General features: G+C 37.7%; 20 protein-coding genes and 1 other RNA gene. 12 read left to right on the top strand and 9 right to left on the bottom strand.

Annotated elements, in window-relative coordinates; all coding sequences use genetic code 11:
* Positions 1-7: 7 nt before the first annotated feature.
* Together FEDK69T_RS08395 and FEDK69T_RS08390 are read right to left on the bottom strand one after the other, a co-directional pair.
* Complete coding sequence (locus FEDK69T_RS08395) at positions 8-901, bottom strand: lytic transglycosylase domain-containing protein (protein WP_023573721.1); 894 nt, start codon at positions 899-901, stop codon at positions 8-10.
* A gap of 9 nt (positions 902-910) precedes the next feature.
* A complete protein-coding gene (locus tag FEDK69T_RS08390) occupies positions 911-1567 on the bottom strand; it encodes an alpha/beta hydrolase family protein (protein ID WP_023573720.1) in 657 nt (218 codons plus the stop codon).
* 210 nt (positions 1568-1777) lie between these two features.
* Between FEDK69T_RS08390 and FEDK69T_RS08385 the strand changes: the two genes are divergently transcribed.
* Both FEDK69T_RS08385 and FEDK69T_RS08380 read left to right on the top strand, forming a co-directional pair.
* Positions 1778-2062: a GNAT family N-acetyltransferase gene (locus tag FEDK69T_RS08385; protein WP_023573719.1), complete on the top strand. Its 285-nt coding sequence runs from the start codon at positions 1778-1780 to the stop codon at positions 2060-2062.
* 71 nt (positions 2063-2133) lie between these two features.
* Positions 2134-2475 (top strand): hypothetical protein, encoded by a 342-nt coding sequence (locus FEDK69T_RS08380; RefSeq protein ID WP_023573718.1) that lies wholly within the window; start codon positions 2134-2136, stop codon positions 2473-2475.
* An 85-nt stretch (positions 2476-2560) separates the two neighbouring features.
* Here the strand turns inward: FEDK69T_RS08380 and mtaB are convergent, their stop codons facing one another.
* Positions 2561-3895, bottom strand: a complete 1335-nt coding sequence (gene mtaB, locus FEDK69T_RS08375) for a tRNA (N(6)-L-threonylcarbamoyladenosine(37)-C(2))-methylthiotransferase MtaB (RefSeq protein WP_023573717.1) — start codon at positions 3893-3895, stop codon at positions 2561-2563.
* Positions 3896-4076: 181 nt separating this feature from the next.
* Between mtaB and FEDK69T_RS08370 the strand changes: the two genes are divergently transcribed.
* Positions 4077-4283, top strand: coding sequence for a hypothetical protein (locus FEDK69T_RS08370; RefSeq protein ID WP_023573716.1), 207 nt, complete (start codon positions 4077-4079; stop codon positions 4281-4283).
* Positions 4284-4406: 123 nt separating this feature from the next.
* On the opposite strand, the gene aspA is transcribed toward FEDK69T_RS08370, so the two are convergent.
* The 3 genes from aspA to FEDK69T_RS08355 form a co-directional block, all read right to left on the bottom strand.
* A complete protein-coding gene (gene aspA / locus FEDK69T_RS08365; protein ID WP_023573715.1) occupies positions 4407-5801 on the bottom strand; it encodes an aspartate ammonia-lyase in 1395 nt (464 codons plus the stop codon).
* 86 nt (positions 5802-5887) lie between these two features.
* Positions 5888-7063, bottom strand: coding sequence for a GlmU family protein (locus FEDK69T_RS08360; protein ID WP_023573714.1), 1176 nt, complete (start codon positions 7061-7063; stop codon positions 5888-5890).
* A gap of 125 nt (positions 7064-7188) precedes the next feature.
* Positions 7189-7440: a type B 50S ribosomal protein L31 gene (locus FEDK69T_RS08355; protein ID WP_023573713.1), complete on the bottom strand. Its 252-nt coding sequence runs from the start codon at positions 7438-7440 to the stop codon at positions 7189-7191.
* A 229-nt stretch (positions 7441-7669) separates the two neighbouring features.
* On the opposite strand from FEDK69T_RS08355, the gene FEDK69T_RS08350 reads away from it, so the two are divergent.
* The 5 genes from FEDK69T_RS08350 to FEDK69T_RS08330 are packed head-to-tail and all read left to right on the top strand — an operon-like array spanning position 7670 to position 13485.
* A complete protein-coding gene (locus FEDK69T_RS08350) occupies positions 7670-8200 on the top strand; it encodes a DUF4199 domain-containing protein (RefSeq protein ID WP_023573712.1) in 531 nt (176 codons plus the stop codon).
* Positions 8201-8203: 3 nt separating this feature from the next.
* Positions 8204-9160 carry a glycosyltransferase family 2 protein gene (locus FEDK69T_RS08345; RefSeq protein WP_023573711.1) on the top strand — a complete coding sequence of 319 codons (957 nt, stop codon included), beginning with the start codon at positions 8204-8206 and terminating at the stop codon, positions 9158-9160.
* A 13-nt stretch (positions 9161-9173) separates the two neighbouring features.
* On the top strand, positions 9174-10901 hold the full coding sequence (locus tag FEDK69T_RS08340; protein WP_023573710.1) for a phospho-sugar mutase: 1728 nt from the start codon (positions 9174-9176) through the stop codon (positions 10899-10901).
* On the top strand, positions 10902-12731 hold the full coding sequence (locus FEDK69T_RS08335; RefSeq protein WP_023573709.1) for an ABC transporter ATP-binding protein: 1830 nt from the start codon (positions 10902-10904) through the stop codon (positions 12729-12731). It abuts the gene before it with no gap.
* A 52-nt stretch (positions 12732-12783) separates the two neighbouring features.
* Positions 12784-13485 (top strand): DUF2971 domain-containing protein, encoded by a 702-nt coding sequence (locus FEDK69T_RS08330; RefSeq protein ID WP_023573708.1) that lies wholly within the window; start codon positions 12784-12786, stop codon positions 13483-13485.
* Between the two features lie 10 nt (positions 13486-13495).
* Here FEDK69T_RS08330 and FEDK69T_RS08325 read toward each other — a convergent pair whose 3' ends face one another.
* The 3 genes from FEDK69T_RS08325 to FEDK69T_RS08315 are packed head-to-tail and all read right to left on the bottom strand — an operon-like array spanning position 13496 to position 18438.
* Positions 13496-14218 (bottom strand): hypothetical protein, encoded by a 723-nt coding sequence (locus tag FEDK69T_RS08325; RefSeq protein ID WP_023573707.1) that lies wholly within the window; start codon positions 14216-14218, stop codon positions 13496-13498.
* Positions 14219-14264: 46 nt separating this feature from the next.
* Positions 14265-16733 (bottom strand): TonB-dependent receptor, encoded by a 2469-nt coding sequence (locus FEDK69T_RS08320; RefSeq protein WP_262488005.1) that lies wholly within the window; start codon positions 16731-16733, stop codon positions 14265-14267.
* Positions 16717-18438 carry a M23 family metallopeptidase gene (locus FEDK69T_RS08315; protein ID WP_023573706.1) on the bottom strand — a complete coding sequence of 574 codons (1722 nt, stop codon included), beginning with the start codon at positions 18436-18438 and terminating at the stop codon, positions 16717-16719. The genes FEDK69T_RS08320 and FEDK69T_RS08315 overlap by 17 nt, the downstream gene beginning before the upstream one ends.
* Positions 18439-18639: 201 nt before the next feature.
* Between FEDK69T_RS08315 and FEDK69T_RS08310 the strand changes: the two genes are divergently transcribed.
* The 4 genes from FEDK69T_RS08310 (at position 18640) to rny (ending at position 21002) form a co-directional block, all read left to right on the top strand.
* A complete protein-coding gene (locus FEDK69T_RS08310) occupies positions 18640-18930 on the top strand; it encodes a hypothetical protein (RefSeq protein ID WP_023573705.1) in 291 nt (96 codons plus the stop codon).
* Positions 18931-18935: 5 nt separating this feature from the next.
* Positions 18936-19229 (top strand): cell division protein ZapA, encoded by a 294-nt coding sequence (locus FEDK69T_RS08305; RefSeq protein WP_023573704.1) that lies wholly within the window; start codon positions 18936-18938, stop codon positions 19227-19229.
* Between the two features lie 53 nt (positions 19230-19282).
* Positions 19283-19388, top strand: a non-coding RNA gene (gene ssrS / locus FEDK69T_RS15685) — 6S RNA.
* Positions 19389-19439: 51 nt separating this feature from the next.
* The gene (gene rny, locus FEDK69T_RS08300) at positions 19440-21002 is read left to right on the top strand and encodes a ribonuclease Y (RefSeq protein WP_023573703.1); all 1563 of its coding nucleotides are present in this window, start codon (positions 19440-19442) and stop codon (positions 21000-21002) included.
* The last annotated feature ends 29 nt before the right edge of the window (positions 21003-21031 follow it).

The raw sequence follows: 21031 nt of genomic DNA, 5'->3' as shown, positions 1-21031 counted from the left end.
CTCATTTTTACCTTGTATATCCTTCCAACGGAATTTCAACGGTATAGACCTTTCCGGGCTGCACCACAAGAGATTTATCGCGCAACCAAGGATTATGAATCTTTAAAATTTTGTAATTAATACCCTGTTCGATAGCAAAAGAAGCCAAATCAGGAATATTCTCAGAAACTTCAATCTTTTTGGTCGGGATTGGCTTGTAAAGAATTTCAGAAGGCAACTCGTAACCGTATTTCTTCTGATTCTGCATAATTTCTTTCAACGCCAAAATCCTGAAAACATAACGGGATGTTTCTTCATTCACCAGCAAATCATAATAATCAGTCACTTTTTGCGCTACCATGAAACGATCCATTCCATTCACACCCCCATTATAAGAAGCTGCCGCCATGGTCCAGTTTCCAAATTTAGCTTTGGCTTTCACCAGATACTGACAAGCCAATTCAGTCGATTTTTCCAAATGATAGCGTTCATCCACTATATCATTCACTTCCATCCCCATTTGCTTAGCCGTTTCAGGCATAAACTGCCAAACACCTTTTGCGCCAGATGGTGAAGTAACATTAACCAAGCCACTTTCAATCACGGCCAAATATTTAAAATCGTCCGGTACACCGTATCTTTTCAAAATAGGCTCAATTACCGGAAAAACTCGGTTAGCTCTTTTGATAACCAGTTCGGTCGTAGCGTGAAGATTCACATTTACGGTCAATTCGCGATCAAAACGTTCACTCACATCCGAAATGTTCAACGGAACCTTTTCTCCCGAAAAATCAATATCCGTAGGAATCTGTGTAAATTCATACACTCTCCCTTTTGCTTGTGTAGTTGATGCAGCATAAATAAAAACACCGCTCACAATTACTACTGCCGCAACTGCCGCGACTCTTTTGATCATCTTCATATTCCTTTTTTATTCGGTTATTATTCTTGGGAGATTTTCATTCATCCATTTGTGTTTAAACAGAATCATAGCATGAGTCCCTCCTTTTACCACTATACAATTTTTAATGTTCTTAATCGGAAACACATCGTCCTTATCCCCATGAATATGAACAACTTTTTCGTCGACCTCAGTCCTGCCCCACATCAATACGTTTTCAATCGCCCATGTCAGGTATTTCACATCGTTTACCGAAAGATAAGTCCGATACAACTCCAAACGCTCTTTCATTCTCGGGCTCTTGCTGTATTTCAACAAATATTCCACTTTAGAAAACAGCCTTTTAGGAATGAGTTTATACATTTTAGTATTCCTGACAAACTTCATTCTTCTCGGAAACTCTTTCATGCTCTTTACACTCGAGATAATAATGGTTTTACGGACAGGTTTAATCTTAGCAATTTCCTCAACTAAAATCCCTCCAAAGGACACGCCAATCAAAACCGCATCATCATGCTTAATTTTTTCTGCCATCCTTTTTGCATAACCTGTCAGTGTCTCTTTTTTCTCCGGCAAAAACCATTCCAGCAGATGAACCTCAAATTGATCTTCAGGCAATTTTATTCTTTCGAAAATTTTCGGACTCGCTGCCAAACCCGGCATAAAATAAACAGGTATTCTACTCATTGACTGGTATTTGAATTCAGCTTAAAACAAACTTGAAATTTTCATAAAAATAGTACTTTTTCTCAATTATTTGAGATATCAAAAAACTTAAAATTTTATCTACAACAGTAAACCCTACCTATGTTTTCCCAATACCTCAGCAAACAGTTTGATATTGATTATCAAATGAGTAACTTTGCAGAGTAATTATTCAACAACAAAATCCCTCAAATGGTTATTAAAAACAATGAATTTTCGAGGCAGTTTGAAACGACTGTTGATGGTCAGCTACTCACGATTGAATATTCATTTCAGGAGAAAAAGATTTTTTTATCCAAGGTGAATATCCCAGAGCAATTTGACGGGTCGGAAACCATGTCTGATTTTTTAAAACAGATTCTATTGGTCGCAGAAGAAAAAAAATGGAAAGTAGTCCCCATTCATCCGAAGGTGGCCGCTTTTTTTAGAAAAAATCCGGTTTACAAAGAATTACTTCCGCCTGGAATAAAAATCTAACTAAAAAACAAAAGTCGTTCTAAAAACAGAACGACTTTTTTATTTCTAAAAAATTAATGTATTTTTAGCACATGACACAAGAAGAATTCTACACCGATATCATCCATTTTTTTGAGAATATAGAAAAATATTATGGCAGCAAAACCGAAGTCACCGAAGGCATCTGTTCTTCTGCTGGTGATTTTAACGCCGATACCTCTACGTGGAATTTGTTTGAGTTCGATTTAATCCGTTCTGCTTATCGTAAAAACGGCGACCGATTTATGATGGAAGGCGAAGGCATGTACTACGAAATCGATGCCAACTCCATCGTTTCTTTTACCCAGCCGGGAAGAAATAAATTTGAATTCATAGAGCAGTTGGGAGATAATGTGTTCCGCATTACTAAACTGCGCTTTCATTATAAGTATTAGAAAAAGAATACAGAGAAAACAAAAAAGAGTATAGACACAACACCTATACTCTTTTTTCTATATTCTATATTCTATTTTCTATTGACTATTTTCCCACTTCAGCATTCAAAAACTCCAATCGAACGCTTCCGTCTTCATCAATTCGGGTTAGATTGATTTCATGCAACGTATTTACAAGTTCCGGATTCCAAGGTGTTTTTACTTTTACGTAATTTTCGGTAAAACCATGAATGTAGCCTTCTTTATTTTCCCCTTCAAACAAAACTGTTCTGTTGGTTCCGATTTGACTTTCATAAAATGCGCGTCTTTTTTTAACGGAAAGCCCTCGTAACATCTTGCTGCGTTTTGCCCGTACATTAGACGGAACTACACCTTCCATTTCAGTCGCTTCAGTATTATCTCTTTCTGAATAAGTAAAAACATGCAGATATGAAATATCCAACTCGTTCAGGAAATGATAAGTTTCTAAAAACAATTCGTCGGTTTCTCCCGGAAAACCAACAATAACATCCACTCCAATGCAGGCATGCGGCATCACTTCCCTGATTTTAGCAACACGTTCCGAATACAATTCTCGCATATAGCGGCGTTTCATTTTTTTCAGAACCTCATTGCTTCCCGATTGCAGCGGAATATGAAAATGTGGTACAAACGTTCGGCTTTGTGATACGAAATCGATGGTTTCATTTTTTAACAGATTTGGTTCGATGGATGAAATTCGCAAACGCTCGATTCCTTCCACTTTATCCAGATTCTGAACCAATTCGTAAAACGTATGTTCGTGTTTCTTATTTCCGAACTCCCCTTTACCGTAGTCACCAATGTTTACTCCGGTTAAAACGATTTCCTTAATACCCTGCCCGGAAATTTCTTTTGCATTTTTCAGCACGTTTTCCATCGTATCACTTCGGGAAATCCCTCTCGCCAATGGAATGGTACAATATGTACATTTATAGTCGCATCCGTCTTGGACTTTCAAAAAGGCACGGGTCCTGTCTCCAATCGAATAACTCCCTACATAAAAATCAGCTTCTTCGATTTCACAGGAATGCACCTCGCCCATATCGTTTTTGGACAGATCATTAATATAGTCGGTGATTTTAAATTTTTCTGTAGCACCCAAAACTAAATCCACGCCATCAACATCGGCCAGTTCTTCAGGTTTTAACTGTGCATAACAGCCCACTGCCGCAACAAATGCCTTGTTATTAAGCTTCATTGCTTTTTTTACAATCTGTTTGAATTGCTTATCCGCATTGTCGGTAACTGAACATGTGTTAATCACATAAATGTCGGCCACTTCTTCAAAATCAACACGTTCAAAACCCTCGTCTTGAAAATTTCTGGCAATGGTTGATGTTTCTGAAAAATTCAGTTTACAGCCCAGCGTGTAGAACGCCACTTTCTTTTTATTTTCCATAAGTAAGCTCAATTAATGAAATCGTTGTCAAAAAATTGAGTTGGCAAATTTACGGACAATAATCCGTTTCCTAAAATTATTAATAAGCTATATTCCAGTTATTTGCAAACCGCGAATTAAAAACATAAGTCTTTAAGAATTAACGTATTGAATTTAGTAACTTTGAAAAAAGGAAAATAAAATGAGAAAAGTAATCTACATACTTGCGTTTGCCTCGTTAACATCATTTTCATCGGCAAACGTTTATATCTGCGTTAGTCCGAATGCCAAAAAATACCATTATAACGAAAATTGCCGTGGATTATCCAATTGCAAACATGAAATAAAGAAAGTTTCAAAATCTGAAGCTTTGGATAAAGGTCTGGGACTTTGTGGATGGGAAGATTAATTTCCTAAAAAACGCTCAACTTCTTCAACAGGATAGAACTTTTTTTACCAAGACTAGAAAATCATTAAACAGAGCCAAATTTTAATAAAAAAGCCACGATTTATATTTCGTGGCTTTTTAAGATTATCCTTTTTTGGGAGCAAGCATATTTTCAGGATTCAGTATATCATCTATCTGTTCCTTCGATAGAATATTATGCTCTAGAACCAGATTGTAAACACTTTTTCCGGTTTCCAACGCTTCTTTGGCAATTTTGGTACTGTTTTTATATCCGATGTACGGATTAAGAGCCGTCACAATTCCGATGCTATGCAGCACCATTTCGCGGCAATGCTCTTCGTTGGCCGTGATACCTTCGATACATTTTTGTCGCAACGTATCCATTCCGTTTGATAATAATTGCATGGATTCCATGATTGCATAAGTCAACACTGGTTCCATAACATTTAATTGCAATTGTCCAGCTTCCGATGCCATCGTTACAGTCAAATCATTACCGATTACACGGAAACAAACCTGATTCATCACTTCGGGAATTACCGGATTTACTTTTCCAGGCATAATTGAGGATCCTGGCTGCATTGGCGGTAAATTGATTTCATTTAAACCACAGCGAGGTCCGGAAGAAAGCAAACGTAAATCGTTACAGATTTTCGAGATTTTGATGGCCATACGTTTCAAGGCCGAAGAATAAATCACATAGGCTCCCGTATCCGGAGTGGCTTCAATCAAATTAGGAGCCGACACAATCGCCAGTCCGGTAACCTTAGCCAGATTTTCGGCACACAATTTTGCATAACCCGGAGCAGCGTTAAGCCCGGTTCCGATAGCAGTTGCTCCCATATTGGTTTCCAGAAACAAATTGGAATTTTGTGTCAGTCGTTCGATTTCTTCTTCCAGCGTTACCGCAAAAGCTTCAAATTCCTGACCAAGCGTCATCGGTACGGCATCCTGCAATTGGGTTCTTCCCATTTTCAATACATGCTTAAACTCTTCACCTTTATTTCGAATCGATTTAATCAGATCTTTCAAATGCTCAATCAACAACATGTTGGAACGAACACCTGCTATTCGGATGGCAGTAGGATAAGCGTCATTCGTAGATTGGGATAAATTCACATGATCATTAGGCGAACAATGTTGATACTCCCCTTTTTGATAGCCCATCAATTCCAAAGCACGGTTTGCCAAAACTTCGTTGATATTCATATTTGTAGAAGTACCCGCTCCACCCTGAATCATATCAATAGGAAATTCCTTGTCGAATTTTCCGGCAACAACTTCCTTAGCAGCTTCCACAATGGCATTTTTGAGTTTTTCATCAAGTAATCCCAGTTGAAAATTAGTTTCGGCAGCACCCCATTTTACATAAGCCAATCCTTTAATAAATTCAGGAAACTGATGTAATTTCACTCCGGATATCTGAAAATTATCAATAGCTCTTTGCGTCTGAATTCCGTAATAAGCATTCGCCGGAACCTGCATATCTCCCAATAAATCGTTCTCTATTCTATACATAGCTTTCAAAGTTTAGAGAATAAATTTACAAAAAAAACCACGACTACTCTCGTAATCGTGGTTATATAATTTGCATAAAATTCAGACTATTCTTTTCTGTATTTTTTTGTTTCCTCAAAAACATGCTCCAAAATAGCGGCATCCTGTTCCGTGAATTCCACATGACGACGGGACATCACAATTTTAGCCGTTTCAAATGCCTTTTTGGTGATGTAGGTCGTAAATCCAGACGCACCACCCCAGGAGAAACTCGGTATAAAATTACGAGGGAATCCACTTCCAAAAATATTAGCACTAACCCCTACAACTGTTCCGGTATTGAACATGGTATTGATACCACATTTACTGTGATCACCCATCATCAAACCGCAGAACTGAAGACCTGTTTTGGCAAAACCTTCGGTTTCGTAACTCCATAGTTTCACTTCTTCGTAATTATTCTTTAAGTTCGAATTATTACTGTCGGCTCCAATGTTACACCATTCCCCTAAAACCGAATTCCCTAAAAACCCGTCATGCCCCTTATTGGAATACCCGAAAAGTACAGAGTTGTTTACCTCACCTCCAATACGACTATGTGGTCCAACCGTGGTTGCACCATACACTTTCGTTGCCAGCTTCACCTGCGCTTCTTCACACAATGCAAAAGGACCACGGATCACAGAACCCTCCATAATTTCTGCATTTTTACCAATGTAAATTGGCCCTGTAGATGCGTTTAACGTAACAAACTCTAACTTCGCCCCTTCTTCAATAAAAACATTTTCCGGTGCAATTACGTTGACACTTTTCGGAATCGGCTGCGAAAAACGGCCTTCTGTTATCAAATCAAAATCCTCGCGCAAGGCAGCGTCATTCTTCTGAAAAATATCCCAAGTGTGCTCAATTTTCAGACAGTCTTCAGTGTAATCAATAATGTCATACGTATCAAAATCAACTTCTTCCTGATTTTCTTTACTGTAAAAAGCCACTACCTCATCATTGCAGAAAATAGCCTGATTAGCTTCGAGTGAACGAACCATTTCGGATAGAATTTCATTTGGCAAAAAAGAAGCATTAATCATCACATTCTCTTCCATTTCCACCATTGGATATTTCTCCATCAGATATTCTTCTGTTAACGTCGTAGTAGTGTAGCCCAAATATTTTTCCCATTTTTCACGAATGGTCAAAATCCCTATTCGGATATCGGCCACAGGTCGGGTAAATGTAAACGGAAGCAAAGCGTCGCGAACGGTTCCGTCAAAAAGTATGTAGTTCATATTTTGTTTATTTGTTGATGCGGTCATTTGGTTAACCGAATTCCAAAGTTACAAAGTTTTCCATCAGATAAAAATAAAAAAGCCTCTCAAAACTGAGAGGCTTCCGTATAATGTAAAAACAACAATTATTTGCTGAATTTAGCGTATTTGCTTTTGAATTTATCAATACGTCCTGCAGTATCGATAAGTTTAGATTTACCTGTATAGAAAGGGTGAGATGTTCTAGAGATCTCCATTTTGTATACTGGGTATTCAACACCATCAACAGTGATTGTATCTTTAGTTTCTACAGTAGATTTAGTAATAAATACATCCTCGTTTGACATATCTTTAAATGCTACTAATCTGTAATTTTCCGGGTGAATTCCTTTTTTCATGGTAAATCGTTTTTATTAATTGGTTACAAACCGTTCTGATGCTTTTATATACAAAAGGTATAAACGCTTGTAACTTTTTGTTTATAATCTTTTTATTTATTCAGGCTGCAAATGTACAACTAATTTTTAATATTCAAATTATTGTGTAACTTTTTTTCAATTCTTCAAACTAACTCTACGATAGTATAGAATTCATATATTTGTAAATTATTTAAACCAATAGAAAACTATGAACGAAGTAATTAAAAAAAACGGGATTAACTACGGAATTGTTATCGGTTTTATTTCAATCCTTTTAACAGCATCACTCTATGCCATAGACATAAAACTATTCACAAATCTCTGGCTGGGATTAATCATGATTGTCGTTTACATAATTATTGGGATAGTTTTGGTTTCAAAGACCAAAAAACAATTAAACGGTTTAATTACTTTTAAAGAAGCTTTCACAGTATACTTCATTGCAGGAGCCATTGGAGCAACAATGGCCGTAATTTTCAACATTTTATTATTCAATGTTATAGATCCGGAAGCAAAAGAAACATTGAACAATGAAGTGATTGAATACACTGTAAACATGATGAAAAAAGCAGGCGCACCGACCGAAAAAATAAAAGAAGTTGCCGAAAAAATGCAGAACACAGACAATTATTCTGTTGCAAATCAAGGAAAAGGACTTGTTTTCAATTTTATTTTATCAGCCATTTTCGGGGCACTTCTAGCCTTAATCTTCAGAAACAAAACATCGAACTTAGAATAATTAATGAACTTATCCATTATAATTCCTTTACTCAACGAGCAGGAATCGTTGCCCGAATTGCATTCGTGGATTGTAAAAGTCATGAAAGAAAACAACTTCTCTTATGAAGTTATTTTCATTGATGACGGCAGCACCGACAATTCATGGAAAACTATTGAACAGCTTTCTGCTGAAAATCCTAACGTTAAAGGAATTCGTTTTTTACGCAATTACGGAAAATCACAGGCGCTTCATGCGGGTTTTGCCAAAGCACAAGGTGATGTAATTATCACCATGGACGCAGATTTACAGGACAGTCCCGACGAAATCCCAGGACTTTTCAGCATGATCACCATCGATAATTACGATTTGGTTTCGGGCTGGAAAAAGAAAAGATACGATTCGGTTGTTTCCAAAAACCTGCCTTCAAAGTTATTCAACTGGGCGGCCCGAAAAACATCAGGCGTACAACTGAACGATTTCAACTGTGGGTTGAAAGCCTACAAAAATATCGTCGTAAAAAACGTTGAAGTATCAGGCGAAATGCACAGATACATTCCTGTTTTGGCGAAAAATGCAGGATTTGGGAATATCGGTGAAAAAGTAGTAATCCATCAGGCGCGAAAATACGGTTCCACTAAATTCGGGATGGAACGATTCATAAACGGCTTTTTGGATTTAATCACGATTTGGTTCATCTCAAAATTCGGAAAACGCCCGATGCACCTTTTTGGCGCGCTGGGAGTGGTAATGTTCCTCATCGGGTTTTTATCTGCCGGCTACATCGGTATCATGAAATTATACAAAATATACACTCATGAAGACGCAATTTTAGTAACCAACAACCCTTGGTTTTATATTGCTCTTACTACCATGATTATAGGCACACAACTCTTTCTTGCCGGTTTTTTAGGTGAAATTATCCTAAGAACCAAAAACAATGAAGAACGCTATAAAATTTCTAAAGAGTTAAATCTGTAAATCAGAATTGAAAATGCACATTGAAAAAGCAATTTTAGACAAAGTAAACATCTGGCTAACGCCAACATTTGATAACGACACCCACGAAGCGATTCGTGAAATAATGACAACATCTCCTAAAGAACTGGAAGACAGTTTTTATAAAAACCTGGAATTCGGAACGGGCGGTATGCGCGGAATCATGGGCGTGGGAACTAATCGAATCAACAAATACACCTTAGGAAAAAACACGCAGGGACTGTCAGACTATCTTAAAAAGACATTCCCGAACGAACAATTAAAAGTAGCCATTGCCTACGATTGCCGTCATAACAGCGACACGTTGGCAAAAGTGGTAGCTGATGTGTTTTCCGCAAATGGAATTAAAGTTTTCCTTTTTTCCGATTTGCGTCCGACTCCCGAATTATCATTTGCAGTAAAATATTTGGAATGCCATGCAGGAATCGTCCTGACTGCCTCGCACAATCCGCCGGAATACAACGGATACAAAGTATATTGGCAGGACGGCGGCCAATTAGTTCCGCCTCAAGATCATGAAATCATTCAGGTGATTGAAGCACTGGATTACAGCGAAATTAAATTTGAAGCCAACAACGACTTAATCGAATACATCGACACAGAAATTGACGAAGCCTTTATTGATTCGTCCATTGAAAACGCAACGTTTAATACTTCATCTGCAGCCAAAGAAAACCTTAAAATCGTTTTCACTTCACTTCACGGGACTTCCATAAAACTGGTTCCCGATGTTTTAGCAAAGGCAGGCTATCCGAATGTTGAAATTGTAAAAGAGCAGGCTGAACCAGACGGAAATTTCCCAACAGTTAAATCACCAAACCCAGAAGAACCGGAAGCATTGGCAATGGCAATGGAACTGGCAGAACGAACTCATGCTGACATTGTGGTTGGAACCGATCCGGATTCCGACAGATTGGGCGTTGCTGTGCGGGATGATAATGGAAAGATGACATTGTTAAACGGCAACCAAACCATGGTTGTCATGACACATTTTCTGCTTCAGGAATGGAAAAAGCAAGGAAAACTAACTGGAACGGAATTTGTTGGCTCCACCATCGTTTCAACACCGATGATGCAGGAGCTGGCTTCTGCATATGATGTTGAATGCAAAGTAGGTTTGACCGGTTTTAAATGGATTGCCAAAATGATTAAGGATTTCCCTAATCAGAAATTCATCGGAGGCGGAGAAGAAAGTTTCGGATTTATGGTTGGTGATGCGGTTAGGGATAAAGATGCTGTAGCCTCTACCCTTTTAATGTGTGAAATAGCAGCTCAAGCCAAGGAAAAAGGAAGTTCAATTTATCAGGAATTGCTTCAGTTATACACTGATTTCGGTTTTTACAAGGAACACCTGATTTCCATTACCAAAAAAGGAATTGAAGGCGCTAACGAAATCAAACAGATGATGATTGACCTTCGTGAAAATCCGGTACATGAAATCAACGGAGAACGGGTGGTTTGCATCGAAGACTATCAGAATTCGACGGTACGAAATTTATTTACCGATGAAACAGAACCGCTTTCCATTCCGAAATCAGATGTACTGATTTACTACCTTGAAGACGGAAGTAAAATCTGTGCGCGTCCTAGCGGAACGGAACCTAAAATAAAATTCTACTTCAGTGTCAACTGCGCCATTGAAACTATTGCCGATGTTCCCGAAGCTGAGGCTTATCTGGATACTAAAATCAAAAAAATTATTGCTGAAATGCAATTGAATTAAATGAATAAAATTATATCAAAAATTTTCCCTTTTGTAAAACCTTATAAATCACACGTGATATGGAATGTGATTTATAATGTTTTATACGCTTTATTTAGTACGCTTTCGTTCATTACGCTTATCCCAATGATGAACGTATTGTTTGACAAAACCAAGAAAGTAGTAACCCCTCCCGTTTGGGAAGACTTCTTCCATATTATGGGATATGCTGAAGATTTACTGTACTATAACATTACGCAGTTAACTCATAACAATGGGCCGCAAAAAGCTCTTTTTTTAGTAGTTTCCCTGGTTATCTCGACGTTTCTTTTCAAGAATTTGTTCAGTTATCTGGCATCCTTTCATATGATGCACCTTAAAAACGGGGTGTTGCGTGATTTGCGTAAAACCATGTACGACAAAATAATTGAGTTGCCCATCTCATACTATTCCGAAAAAAGAAAAGGCGACGTGATGGCCAGAATGCTCGGTGATGTAAATGAAGTACAAAACTCCTTTTTCTCCATCCTGGAACTTATCGTTAAGGAACCCATGACCATCATTTTTTCCATAGCCATGATGTTCACCATTAGTTTTAAACTAACGCTTTTCGTTTTTATTTTCATTCCTATTTCCGGACTGATAATCTCTAAAATTGGAAAAAACTTAAAAGCACGATCCTTACAGGCTCAAAACGAAAGCGGACATTTGATTTCCATCGTTGAAGAAAGTTTATCGGGATTAAAAATCGTTAAAAGTTACAATGCGGAAAACCATTTTAAAGGACATTTTAACAATTCCATCAACCGTCTTTTATACCTGTCAAATAAAATCGGCAAGAAAAACAACCTGGCCTCTCCTTTGAGTGAATTCATGGGAATCATCACGATCGCAGTATTGCTTTGGTACGGCGGAAGCCTGGTTCTTATAGACAAAACGCTAGACGGAGCTGATTTCCTGGCATACATGGGATTGGCTTATAACATCCTTACTCCGGCTAAAGCAATATCCAAAGCATCTTATGCCGTAAAGAACGGTATTGCTGCAGCAGAGCGTGTTTTTGCCGTATTGGAAGTTGAAAACGAAATCATCGACAAAACCAATGCGGTTGAAAAAACTACATTTGAGGACAAGATAAGCATCGAGAACATTAATTTCCGTTATACAAAGGAAAATGTCCTGAAAGACTTTTCACTTAACGTCCCTAAAGGAAAAACAGTAGCTTTGGTAGGACAATCCGGTAGCGGAAAAAGCACGATTGCAAACTTGTTAACCCGTTTTTATGATGTTCAGGAAGGAAACATTAAAGTTGATAACACTGACATCAAAGACATGAAAATGCATTCACTAAGAAACTTAATCGGATTGGTGACTCAGGACAGCATTTTGTTTAACGACACGATTAAAAACAACATCCTTTTAGGCAAACAAAACGCTACAGACGAAGAAATCATAGAGGCTTTAAAAATAGCCAACGCCTATGAATTCGTGAAAGACTTACCTGAAGGAATCAACACCAATATTGGTGATGCCGGCAATAAGCTTTCCGGAGGTCAGAAGCAACGTTTATCCATTGCAAGAGCTGTTTTGAAAAACCCGCCAATCATGATCCTTGACGAAGCTACTTCTGCATTGGACACTGAAAGCGAAAAATTAGTTCAGGTGGCATTGGAAAACATGATGCAAAACCGAACTTCTATAGTAATTGCCCACCGACTTTCGACTATTCAAAAAGCAGATATGATTGTCGTTATGAAAAAAGGGAAAATTGTCGAACAAGGAAGACATGACGAATTATTAGCTCAAAACGGCGCTTATTCCAAATTGGTGATGATGCAGTCGTTTGAGTAGATTATTGAAAACTGTTGGATTGTTTGATTTTTAGAATTTAAGATCCGCTAAAATGTACGTAAACAACCCGAATATCAAAATCCCTGAAAATCCGGATACCATCATCTGGAAATACATGGATATGTCTAAATTTTTAGACCTGTTGATTTCGGGTAAAATGTTTATGTCGCGTTCCGATAAATTTGAGGATCAGTACGAAGGCACCTTCAGCGAACCCACGTTTGAAGAAATCAAAAAAATCTCTCAGAACAACCCTAAGTTTTTAAACTATTACAAATCACATCGTGAAAATGTAGTAATCAGCAGTTGGCATACCAATGAATACGAAAGTTTTGCCATGTGGCAGATTTTCACCAAAAACAATGAAGGATTAGCAATACAATCAACCATAGGAAGACTGAAAGAGGCTTTACAGAAGGAAAGGTTTACTGAACAATATATTGGCGAAGTAAACTACATCGATTACAAGAAAGAGCTGATTCCGTTTGATGATGCTTTTTTCCCTTTTCTTTTTAAACGTAAAAGTTTTCAATATGAGAACGAAGTACGAATAATCTCCGATGTTACTTCTCAAAAACTAACCATTAACGATGGCCTGAAAATAGATGTTGACATCAACAAGATGATCGAAAAAATATACATCCACCCCAAAAGCGAAAATTGGTATAAGAAACTGGTTATCGAACTTGTATCCAAACTTGGCTTCGGCTTCGAAATAGAAAAATCAGACCTGGAAAGCGATATTTTGATTTAAATCGGGAAATTTATTTTATTGGCTCATAGGTCTCCACAGCCCAATCTTTTGACAGCAAATTCACGAAATGGTAGTTAACTTTATCATTCTTGTCGAAGGCTCCGTTTTTGTTGATATCCTCAATTGTTCTAAAGTACAGCCTGTTTTGCACTTCCACTACACTCCAGTCTATTAATTCCTGTAATTCTGTAGACAGTTTGGTAAACTTCTGACCACTCATGGTACTAATATAAAGCGCCTTAATATCATTAGCATCCAACTTCCCATCCTTGTTCGTATCAGAATCCACTAAAGAATAAACCAGAATCTGTTGTTTCGATTTATCATAAATCGTATTAAGATAAGTTGCTGTCTGAATCTGCACAGCCTTATCTGTTAGCGGACGTAAATCTGTAGAATCAATATGCTGAAATTTCAAATTCTCGAAATAACCTGTCAGTTCGAAACGATTGTAATTCGAAATAGCATAACTCATCGAATTGGTCTTACTAGATCCGTAACTACCTCCTTCAGCTGATACCCTTACGTCGCCTATAGCGTGAATCAGATATTTTGACCCTTCCATGTAAATAGGCAAATCAGCTATTTTGATTTGTGAAGAATCCTTAACAACTGTTTTTTCCGGAGTATTTTTCTCTCCTTCATAAATTACCTTTGGCTTTTCTGCTTCACCTTTACAACTTGCCAAAAGAGCTAACAAAACTAGTACAGAGTATTTTGAGAAGTTTTTCATTTCGAAACAATTTTGTCTATCAAATATAAAACAATTAAATCAGGAACTACCATCTGGCATTCAATTTTATGTTGAATGTACGAGTCGTCATATAATTGGGAATTGCATACTGGCTCTTCGTATACACATCACGCACCCATGTATTGGTAATGGCATTCTGATTATTAAACATATTATAAATTTCAAATCCCAAACTAAGCTCCTTGAATTTTTTCAGCCAATTTTTAGTTGACTGGATGGTTGCATCTTTAAACACATAAGAAAAACCTACATCGGCGCGACGGTAATCATTAAGACGCAACTGATATAGATATGGATCGGCATAAGAAGGCGAACCTCCTGGCAATCCAGTATTATACACCAAATTCAGGTATAATTTCATATTGGGAAGGGCTGGCATATAATCCTGGAACAGCAATCCGAATTTCAAACGCTGATCCGTCGGACGCGAGATATAACCACGGTCATTCTGATTTTCCTCCGTTTTAAGATAACCGAAACTAAACCAGGATTCAGTCCCAGGAACAAATTCCCCATTCAAACGAAAATCAGCGCCATACACATACGCTACCGCATCATTATTGGCCCTATAGCGAATACGGACATTATCAATTGTGTATGTATTGACATCATCCAAAATTTTATAATACGCTTCCGAAACCAATTTAAACGGTCTGCCGGACAATTTAAAACTGTAATCATTGCTTACGACAATATGATAGGATTTTTGGGCTTTCACATCCGGATTAACTGTTCCACTGTAATCTCTTAGTTCCCTGTAAAAAGGCGGCTGCTGGTACAATCCTCCAGACAAACGAAAAAGCATGTCGGTTCTCCATTCCGGTTTGATAGCGAACTGTGCTCTCGGGCTAAAAACAATTTGATTCTTCCCATTCAGGTTATCTCCCTGAACCTTCCAATCGTGCACGCGGGCACCTGCGTTAACCCAAAACTGACTCGAACCGATAGTCCCTCTGTAGTTCCATTGTCCGTACCCGGAAAAACGATTAATCTGAACAAAATTCGTTGCCCTTACATTCTGATAAGGAGCCAACGGCCCATAATAAGGCGTATACGGCTGATCGTTAGGCAAAACTATATGTGGCTGTGGCAATGAAAAACCTGCCGAATCCACCACTTCCCATTCCACAAGCCTGTCACGGATATCTTCTCTGGTATATTTAAACCCCCATTCTACCTGACTGCTTTTCTTTTTAATATCATGAAACCCCTTTACTTCAGCATTTACTATTAAAGCATCCAAATTATTTCTTGCATGCGTTAGTTGTGATCCCACCCCACGCGAATAAACCACATCACCAAAAGTATCGGAACCAATGTTGGAATCAATTTCCCCCAAACGGTATTGCGCCAGAATATCAAAGTACTCCTGCTCCTGCGTATGGTAGATTGAACCGATAAACTTGTATTTAGAATTTTCATTAGCTTGATATGTTGACTTTATAGCACCAAAATAAGTTACATACTCGTCCTTTTCCTGACCTTCATAAAAAACCTGTAAGGCTATAGGCTCATCGATAGTTCCAAAATTTGTCTGACGCGTTAAGGGTTCGTATTTGTATTTATTTTGAGAAATATTCCCTAGAAAACTCCACTCCCACTTTGCAGAGGCGTCATAATTAATCTGCGTCTGAACATCGGCAAATGTTGGAGTGTAATTAGTTTGTGTTTCCTGACTATTAACAAGCAGACTGTTGTTTCGGTAGCGGATTCCGGTAATATTGCTCCATTTCTGATTTTTGGATACTAAATCAACAGTAGCGCTTCCACCCAGCAAACTCGCATCCAAAGCAGCCCTAAATCTTGTAGGCCTCCTATAAGTAATATCCAGTACAGACGACAATTTGTCTCCGTATTTAGCCTGAAAACCTCCGGCCGAGAAATCCACATTGGAAACCATTTCCGTATTGGTAAAACTCAAACCTTCCTGCTGCCCAGAGCGAATCAGGAATGGTCGGTAGACTTCAATTTCATTAACGTAAACTAAATTCTCGTCATAATTACCGCCTCGAACTGCATATTGCGTACTCAATTCGTTATTCGAATAAACACCAGGCAACGTCTTCAGAATGTTTTCCACACCTGCGTTGGCACCGGGAATCATCCTGATAACCTGGGGTTCTATGGTAGTTACACCCTCAACCCGTTTTCTTCCGCCGCCGGAAATCACAACTTCACCCAATTGTTCCGATTTTTGATTCAAAACAACATTCAGCTCATAGTCCTCGTTATTTTTCAATTCAACAGTAACCGTTGATTTTTTATAGGAAACGTGTGTAATTTCAATTATTACCTTAACATTAGCAGGGATTTTTATCTGAAAGAAACCGTTTTCATTTGATTTAGTTGTTATGTCTCCCACTTTAACGGTAGCATCTTCAATAGGCATATTGGATTCATCCAATAAAACACCTTTTACTCTTGCGGTCTGTGCATGCGAAACAAATCCTGTGATAAAAATAAAGAGAATCAGGAGATTAATTAGTTTTTTCAACTGGTGAATAGGTTTTAGTTTTAAAAAAATGAGTTTCAAAGATAGTGGAATTTCCCATTTTATCGGAAACAACCACTTTTAATTCGTTTTCCCCTTCATCGTAAACAGCGTCACTAAAATAATGCGTCAGGGATTTAGTTTTAAAATCATAATCCATTAAAATCCATTTACCGTTTAAGTAACCATTGTATTCCTTAATACCGGACAAATCATCATTGATACGAACACTGATTGAATCCGAATTATTCAGATTGCTTCCTTCAGAAAAGGAAGGACGGTAAATTTTAGGAGCAACCGTATCGGTCATTATTTTGAATTTTCCCAATTCTTTGGTACGGATGGAAAGCAGATTACCTTTTTTATAGGTTGTAAAATACTCCGCTCCGCCTCCATTCATTCTTGCAATAAAGGATTTTTCACGATTAACATCAGAAATATTCGTAACATCGAAAGTAACCGTCAGGTTATTGTGAACTGGAACCGTTTCGTTATGAAGAAACAGCACATTGTCTTTTACATCGAAATCCAGATAAAAATCATCGTAAAAAGAACCTTCCGGAATAAATACAGAAATATTATCCTTGGTATAATTGTTATCGTTTTTGGATTTTACAAAATATGGTGTCTTTTTTTCCACTTTTGCAATGGTCGGTTCGGCATTGGAATATTGGATCGGAATATTGATCATGCGTTTATTCTTATGAAAATCAGAAATTTCAATGCGATAATTGTAAACCATATCAGGAAGTACAACTACCTGTCCATTTTTATTATTTCTGCTTATCAGAGAAAAAGGATAAGGTTTCTTATAAAACAATTTTTGGACCGTTTGATCTATCGTTTTGTAACGGGAGTAATCTATAAAATTATTGATGTAGCGGGTTTCATCGAAAGCGAATCGGTCAAATTCATACGCAAACAACTTGCTTCCGTTTAAAAAAGTTTCCACTTTGTAAATCCCATTCCAGTTGAAATTTTTATCAGACAAATCATAAGTGTTGATTCCGAAACCGATTGCTCCTTTCGCCAAAACTTTAGAAGCAAGATAACTGCCATCAGGCTGAAGCGACAAACTTACAGGAATAGGCCTTTGCGAATTATTCACAACGGAGCTGTCACCAACCGCATATGCTACAAGATCGTTAATAACAGGAGCTTTCGTGTCCGGCATCAGAATATCAAAACCAAAAAACATCGGATTTATGGTTTCTTCCGTTTTGGTATCACGGATTTCAAAATGCAGATGTGCTCCTCCCGAGCTCCCAGTATTCCCGGAAAAAGCAATCAATTGCCCTTTTTTTACAGGTAACTCACCGGCTCCCGGAAAAATCTCAATCTCATATGATTTTTGGGCATATTGTCGCTTTTCAATAAAATCAGCAAGAGGTTCCTCGAACTTTTTCAGGTGACCATAAACTGTAGTAAAACCATTGGGATGCGTTATGTAAATAGCCTTACCATATCCTTTTTCGGAAATTTTTATGCGCGAAACGAAACCATCTGCAGCTGCATAAACCGGAAGCCCTTCTTTTTGCAGGGTTTTGAAATCCAAACCTGAATGAAAATGATTTCCTCTAAGTTCCGCAAAAGAGCCTGAGGCATACAATGGGATATCTAAGGGGGTACGGAAATAATCTTTGGGGTACTCTTGGGTTTGACCAAGGCAAATGGCGGATAAAAACAGTAATAAATACGGCAATTTCATATATAATAATTTTGGCTAATAGTTAGCTAAGATAGAAAAAAACCGCTATTAAAAGAACAGCACAACAAATTTTATATAACTGACTACACCACAAATTATTACCAAAAGAGTTGAAACATTTTTTAAAATTTAAACAAAAGTATTGTTATTTATCAAATGGAATACTAACTTTGTAAAATCGTGTAATGAAACAGGTCTGTAATGAGTGAATTAACTGAAATCATTGATTCTCTTGAAATTAAATTCTCTAAATTAGTCCAAAAGCTGGATAATTTAGAAAAAACAAATCAGGAATTGCGAAATGATTTATTGAAGTCTTCAAACATTATCGGCAAGCAGTCAGAGGAAATTTCCACATTGAAAAACCAATACGAAACCCTCAAAATGGCTAATTCATTACTTGGCAGTGACGAAAATAAAAGAGAAACGAAACTCAAAATAAATTCATTAATTCGCGAAATCGATTATTGTATAGCACAACTTTCTGATTAAAAAGAATGAGTGAAAAGCTTAAAATAAAAATATCAATTGCAGACCGCGTATATCCCTTAACCGTGGATTATTCGCAGGAAGAAGGCTTAAGGACAGCCTCAAAGAAGATTGATGCCATGATTAAGCAATTCGAAGAAAACTATGCCGTAAGAGACAAACAGGATGTGTTGGCCATGTGCGCACTTCAGTTTGCTTCGCAAGTGGAACAAAAAAAAATTGACCAATCTACCGATATGGAAAAAGCTTTTGACCGCTTAAAAGAAATAGATGAAAAGATGAGTAGAATTCTTTCTAAATAAACACGTTCTTTACATAAACTAAGATACTGCCTACATTAGTACCTATTTGATAAACTCAACACTAACAAATTAAAATGAGTGAATCTTCGTTTCTAAAGCAAACTGCCCTGAGCAGGTCCTTGAACAGCGAGTTAACTCAAAACTTGTCTTCACGAGTTTATGCAATACCCCTAATGTAGGCTTTTTTTATATATAATTTTCAAACACACTATGAGCACATTAATTATAATTATTGGCTGTCTTGCCGGAATCGGAATTGGTTTTGGGATTGCGAAATATTTAGAGAAAACAAATGTTTCCAATCTGATTAAAAACGCTAAAAAAGAAGCTGCTTCCATCTTAAAAGACGCAAAAGTTGAAGCTGAATCCATCAAAAAAGATAAATTACTTCAGGCAAAAGAAAAATTCCTGGAACTGAAGTCTGAGCATGAAAAAGAAATTTTAGCCAAAGACAAAAAAATTGCAGAAGCAGAGAAAAGAACCCGTGATAAAGAATCTCAGGTTTCAAACGAATTGGCTAAAACCAAAAAATTAAACGATGAAGCCGATAACAAAATAAACGACTACAACAATCGTTTAGAACATATCGAGAAAAAACAAGTAGAAATAGACCGTCTTCATAAAAGCCAGGTAGAACAACTGGAAACCATTTCCGGACTTTCTGCCGATGAAGCTAAAAATCAATTGGTGGAAAGCCTGAAAGCCGAAGCGAAAACAAACGCTATGGCACACATTCAGGAAACAATTGAAGAAGCAAAACTTACTGCTCAGCAGGAAGCCAAAAAAATCATCATCAACACTATTCAACGTGTAGGGACAGAAGAAGCAGTGGAAAACTGTGTTTCTGTTTTCAACATTGAATCTGACGATGTAAAAGGACGAATCATCGGACGTGAGGGACGCAACATCCGTGCCTTAGAAGCCGCTACCGGTGTTGAGATTATAGTTGACGATACACCGGAAGCTATCATCCTTTCTTGTTTTGACCCTGTACGCCGTGAAATTGCACGTTTAGCTCTACACAAACTGGTAACAGACGGACGTATCCACCCGGCACGTATCGAAGAAGTTGTTGCTAAAACAGCAAAACAAATCGATGACGAAATCATTGAAGTTGGTAAACGCACTGTTATCGATTTAGGGATCCACGGATTACACCCTGAGTTGATTAAAATTGTGGGACGTATGAAATACCGTTCTTCTTACGGACAAAACTTATTACAACACTCCAGAGAAGTTGCCAAACTTTGTGGTATCATGGCTGCTGAATTAGGCTTAAACGTTAAATTAGCGAAAAGAGCCGGTTTACTTCACGACATAGGAAAAGTTCCTGATACAGAAAGCGAATTGCCACACGCCATCTTAGGTATGCAATGGGCAGAGAAATATGGAGAGAAAGAAGAAGTATGCAACGCGATTGGAGCACACCACGATGAAATTGAAATGAAATCATTGATTTCTCCTATCATCCAGGTTTGTGACGCCATTTCAGGAGCTCGTCCGGGCGCAAGACGTCAGGTATTGGATTCATACATCCAACGTTTGAAAGACCTTGAAGATATAGCTTACGGATTTAACGGCGTTAAAAACGCTTATGCTATCCAAGCTGGACGCGAACTACGCGTGATTGTAGAAAGCGAAAAAGTAAGCGACGAAATGGCCGGAAACTTATCATTTGATATTTCACAGAAAATCCAAACCGAAATGACTTATCCAGGTCAGGTGAAGATTACGGTAATCCGCGAAACCAGAGCGGTTAATATTGCTAAATAACAAAACACTTATAAACTAAAAAAGGTCTG

The organism is Flavobacterium enshiense DK69, assembly GCF_000498495.1.
Lineage (GTDB): Bacteria > Bacteroidota > Bacteroidia > Flavobacteriales > Flavobacteriaceae > Flavobacterium > Flavobacterium enshiense.
Note: the sequence above shows the minus strand (reverse complement) of the source record. Positions and strands in the feature narration are given on the sequence as shown.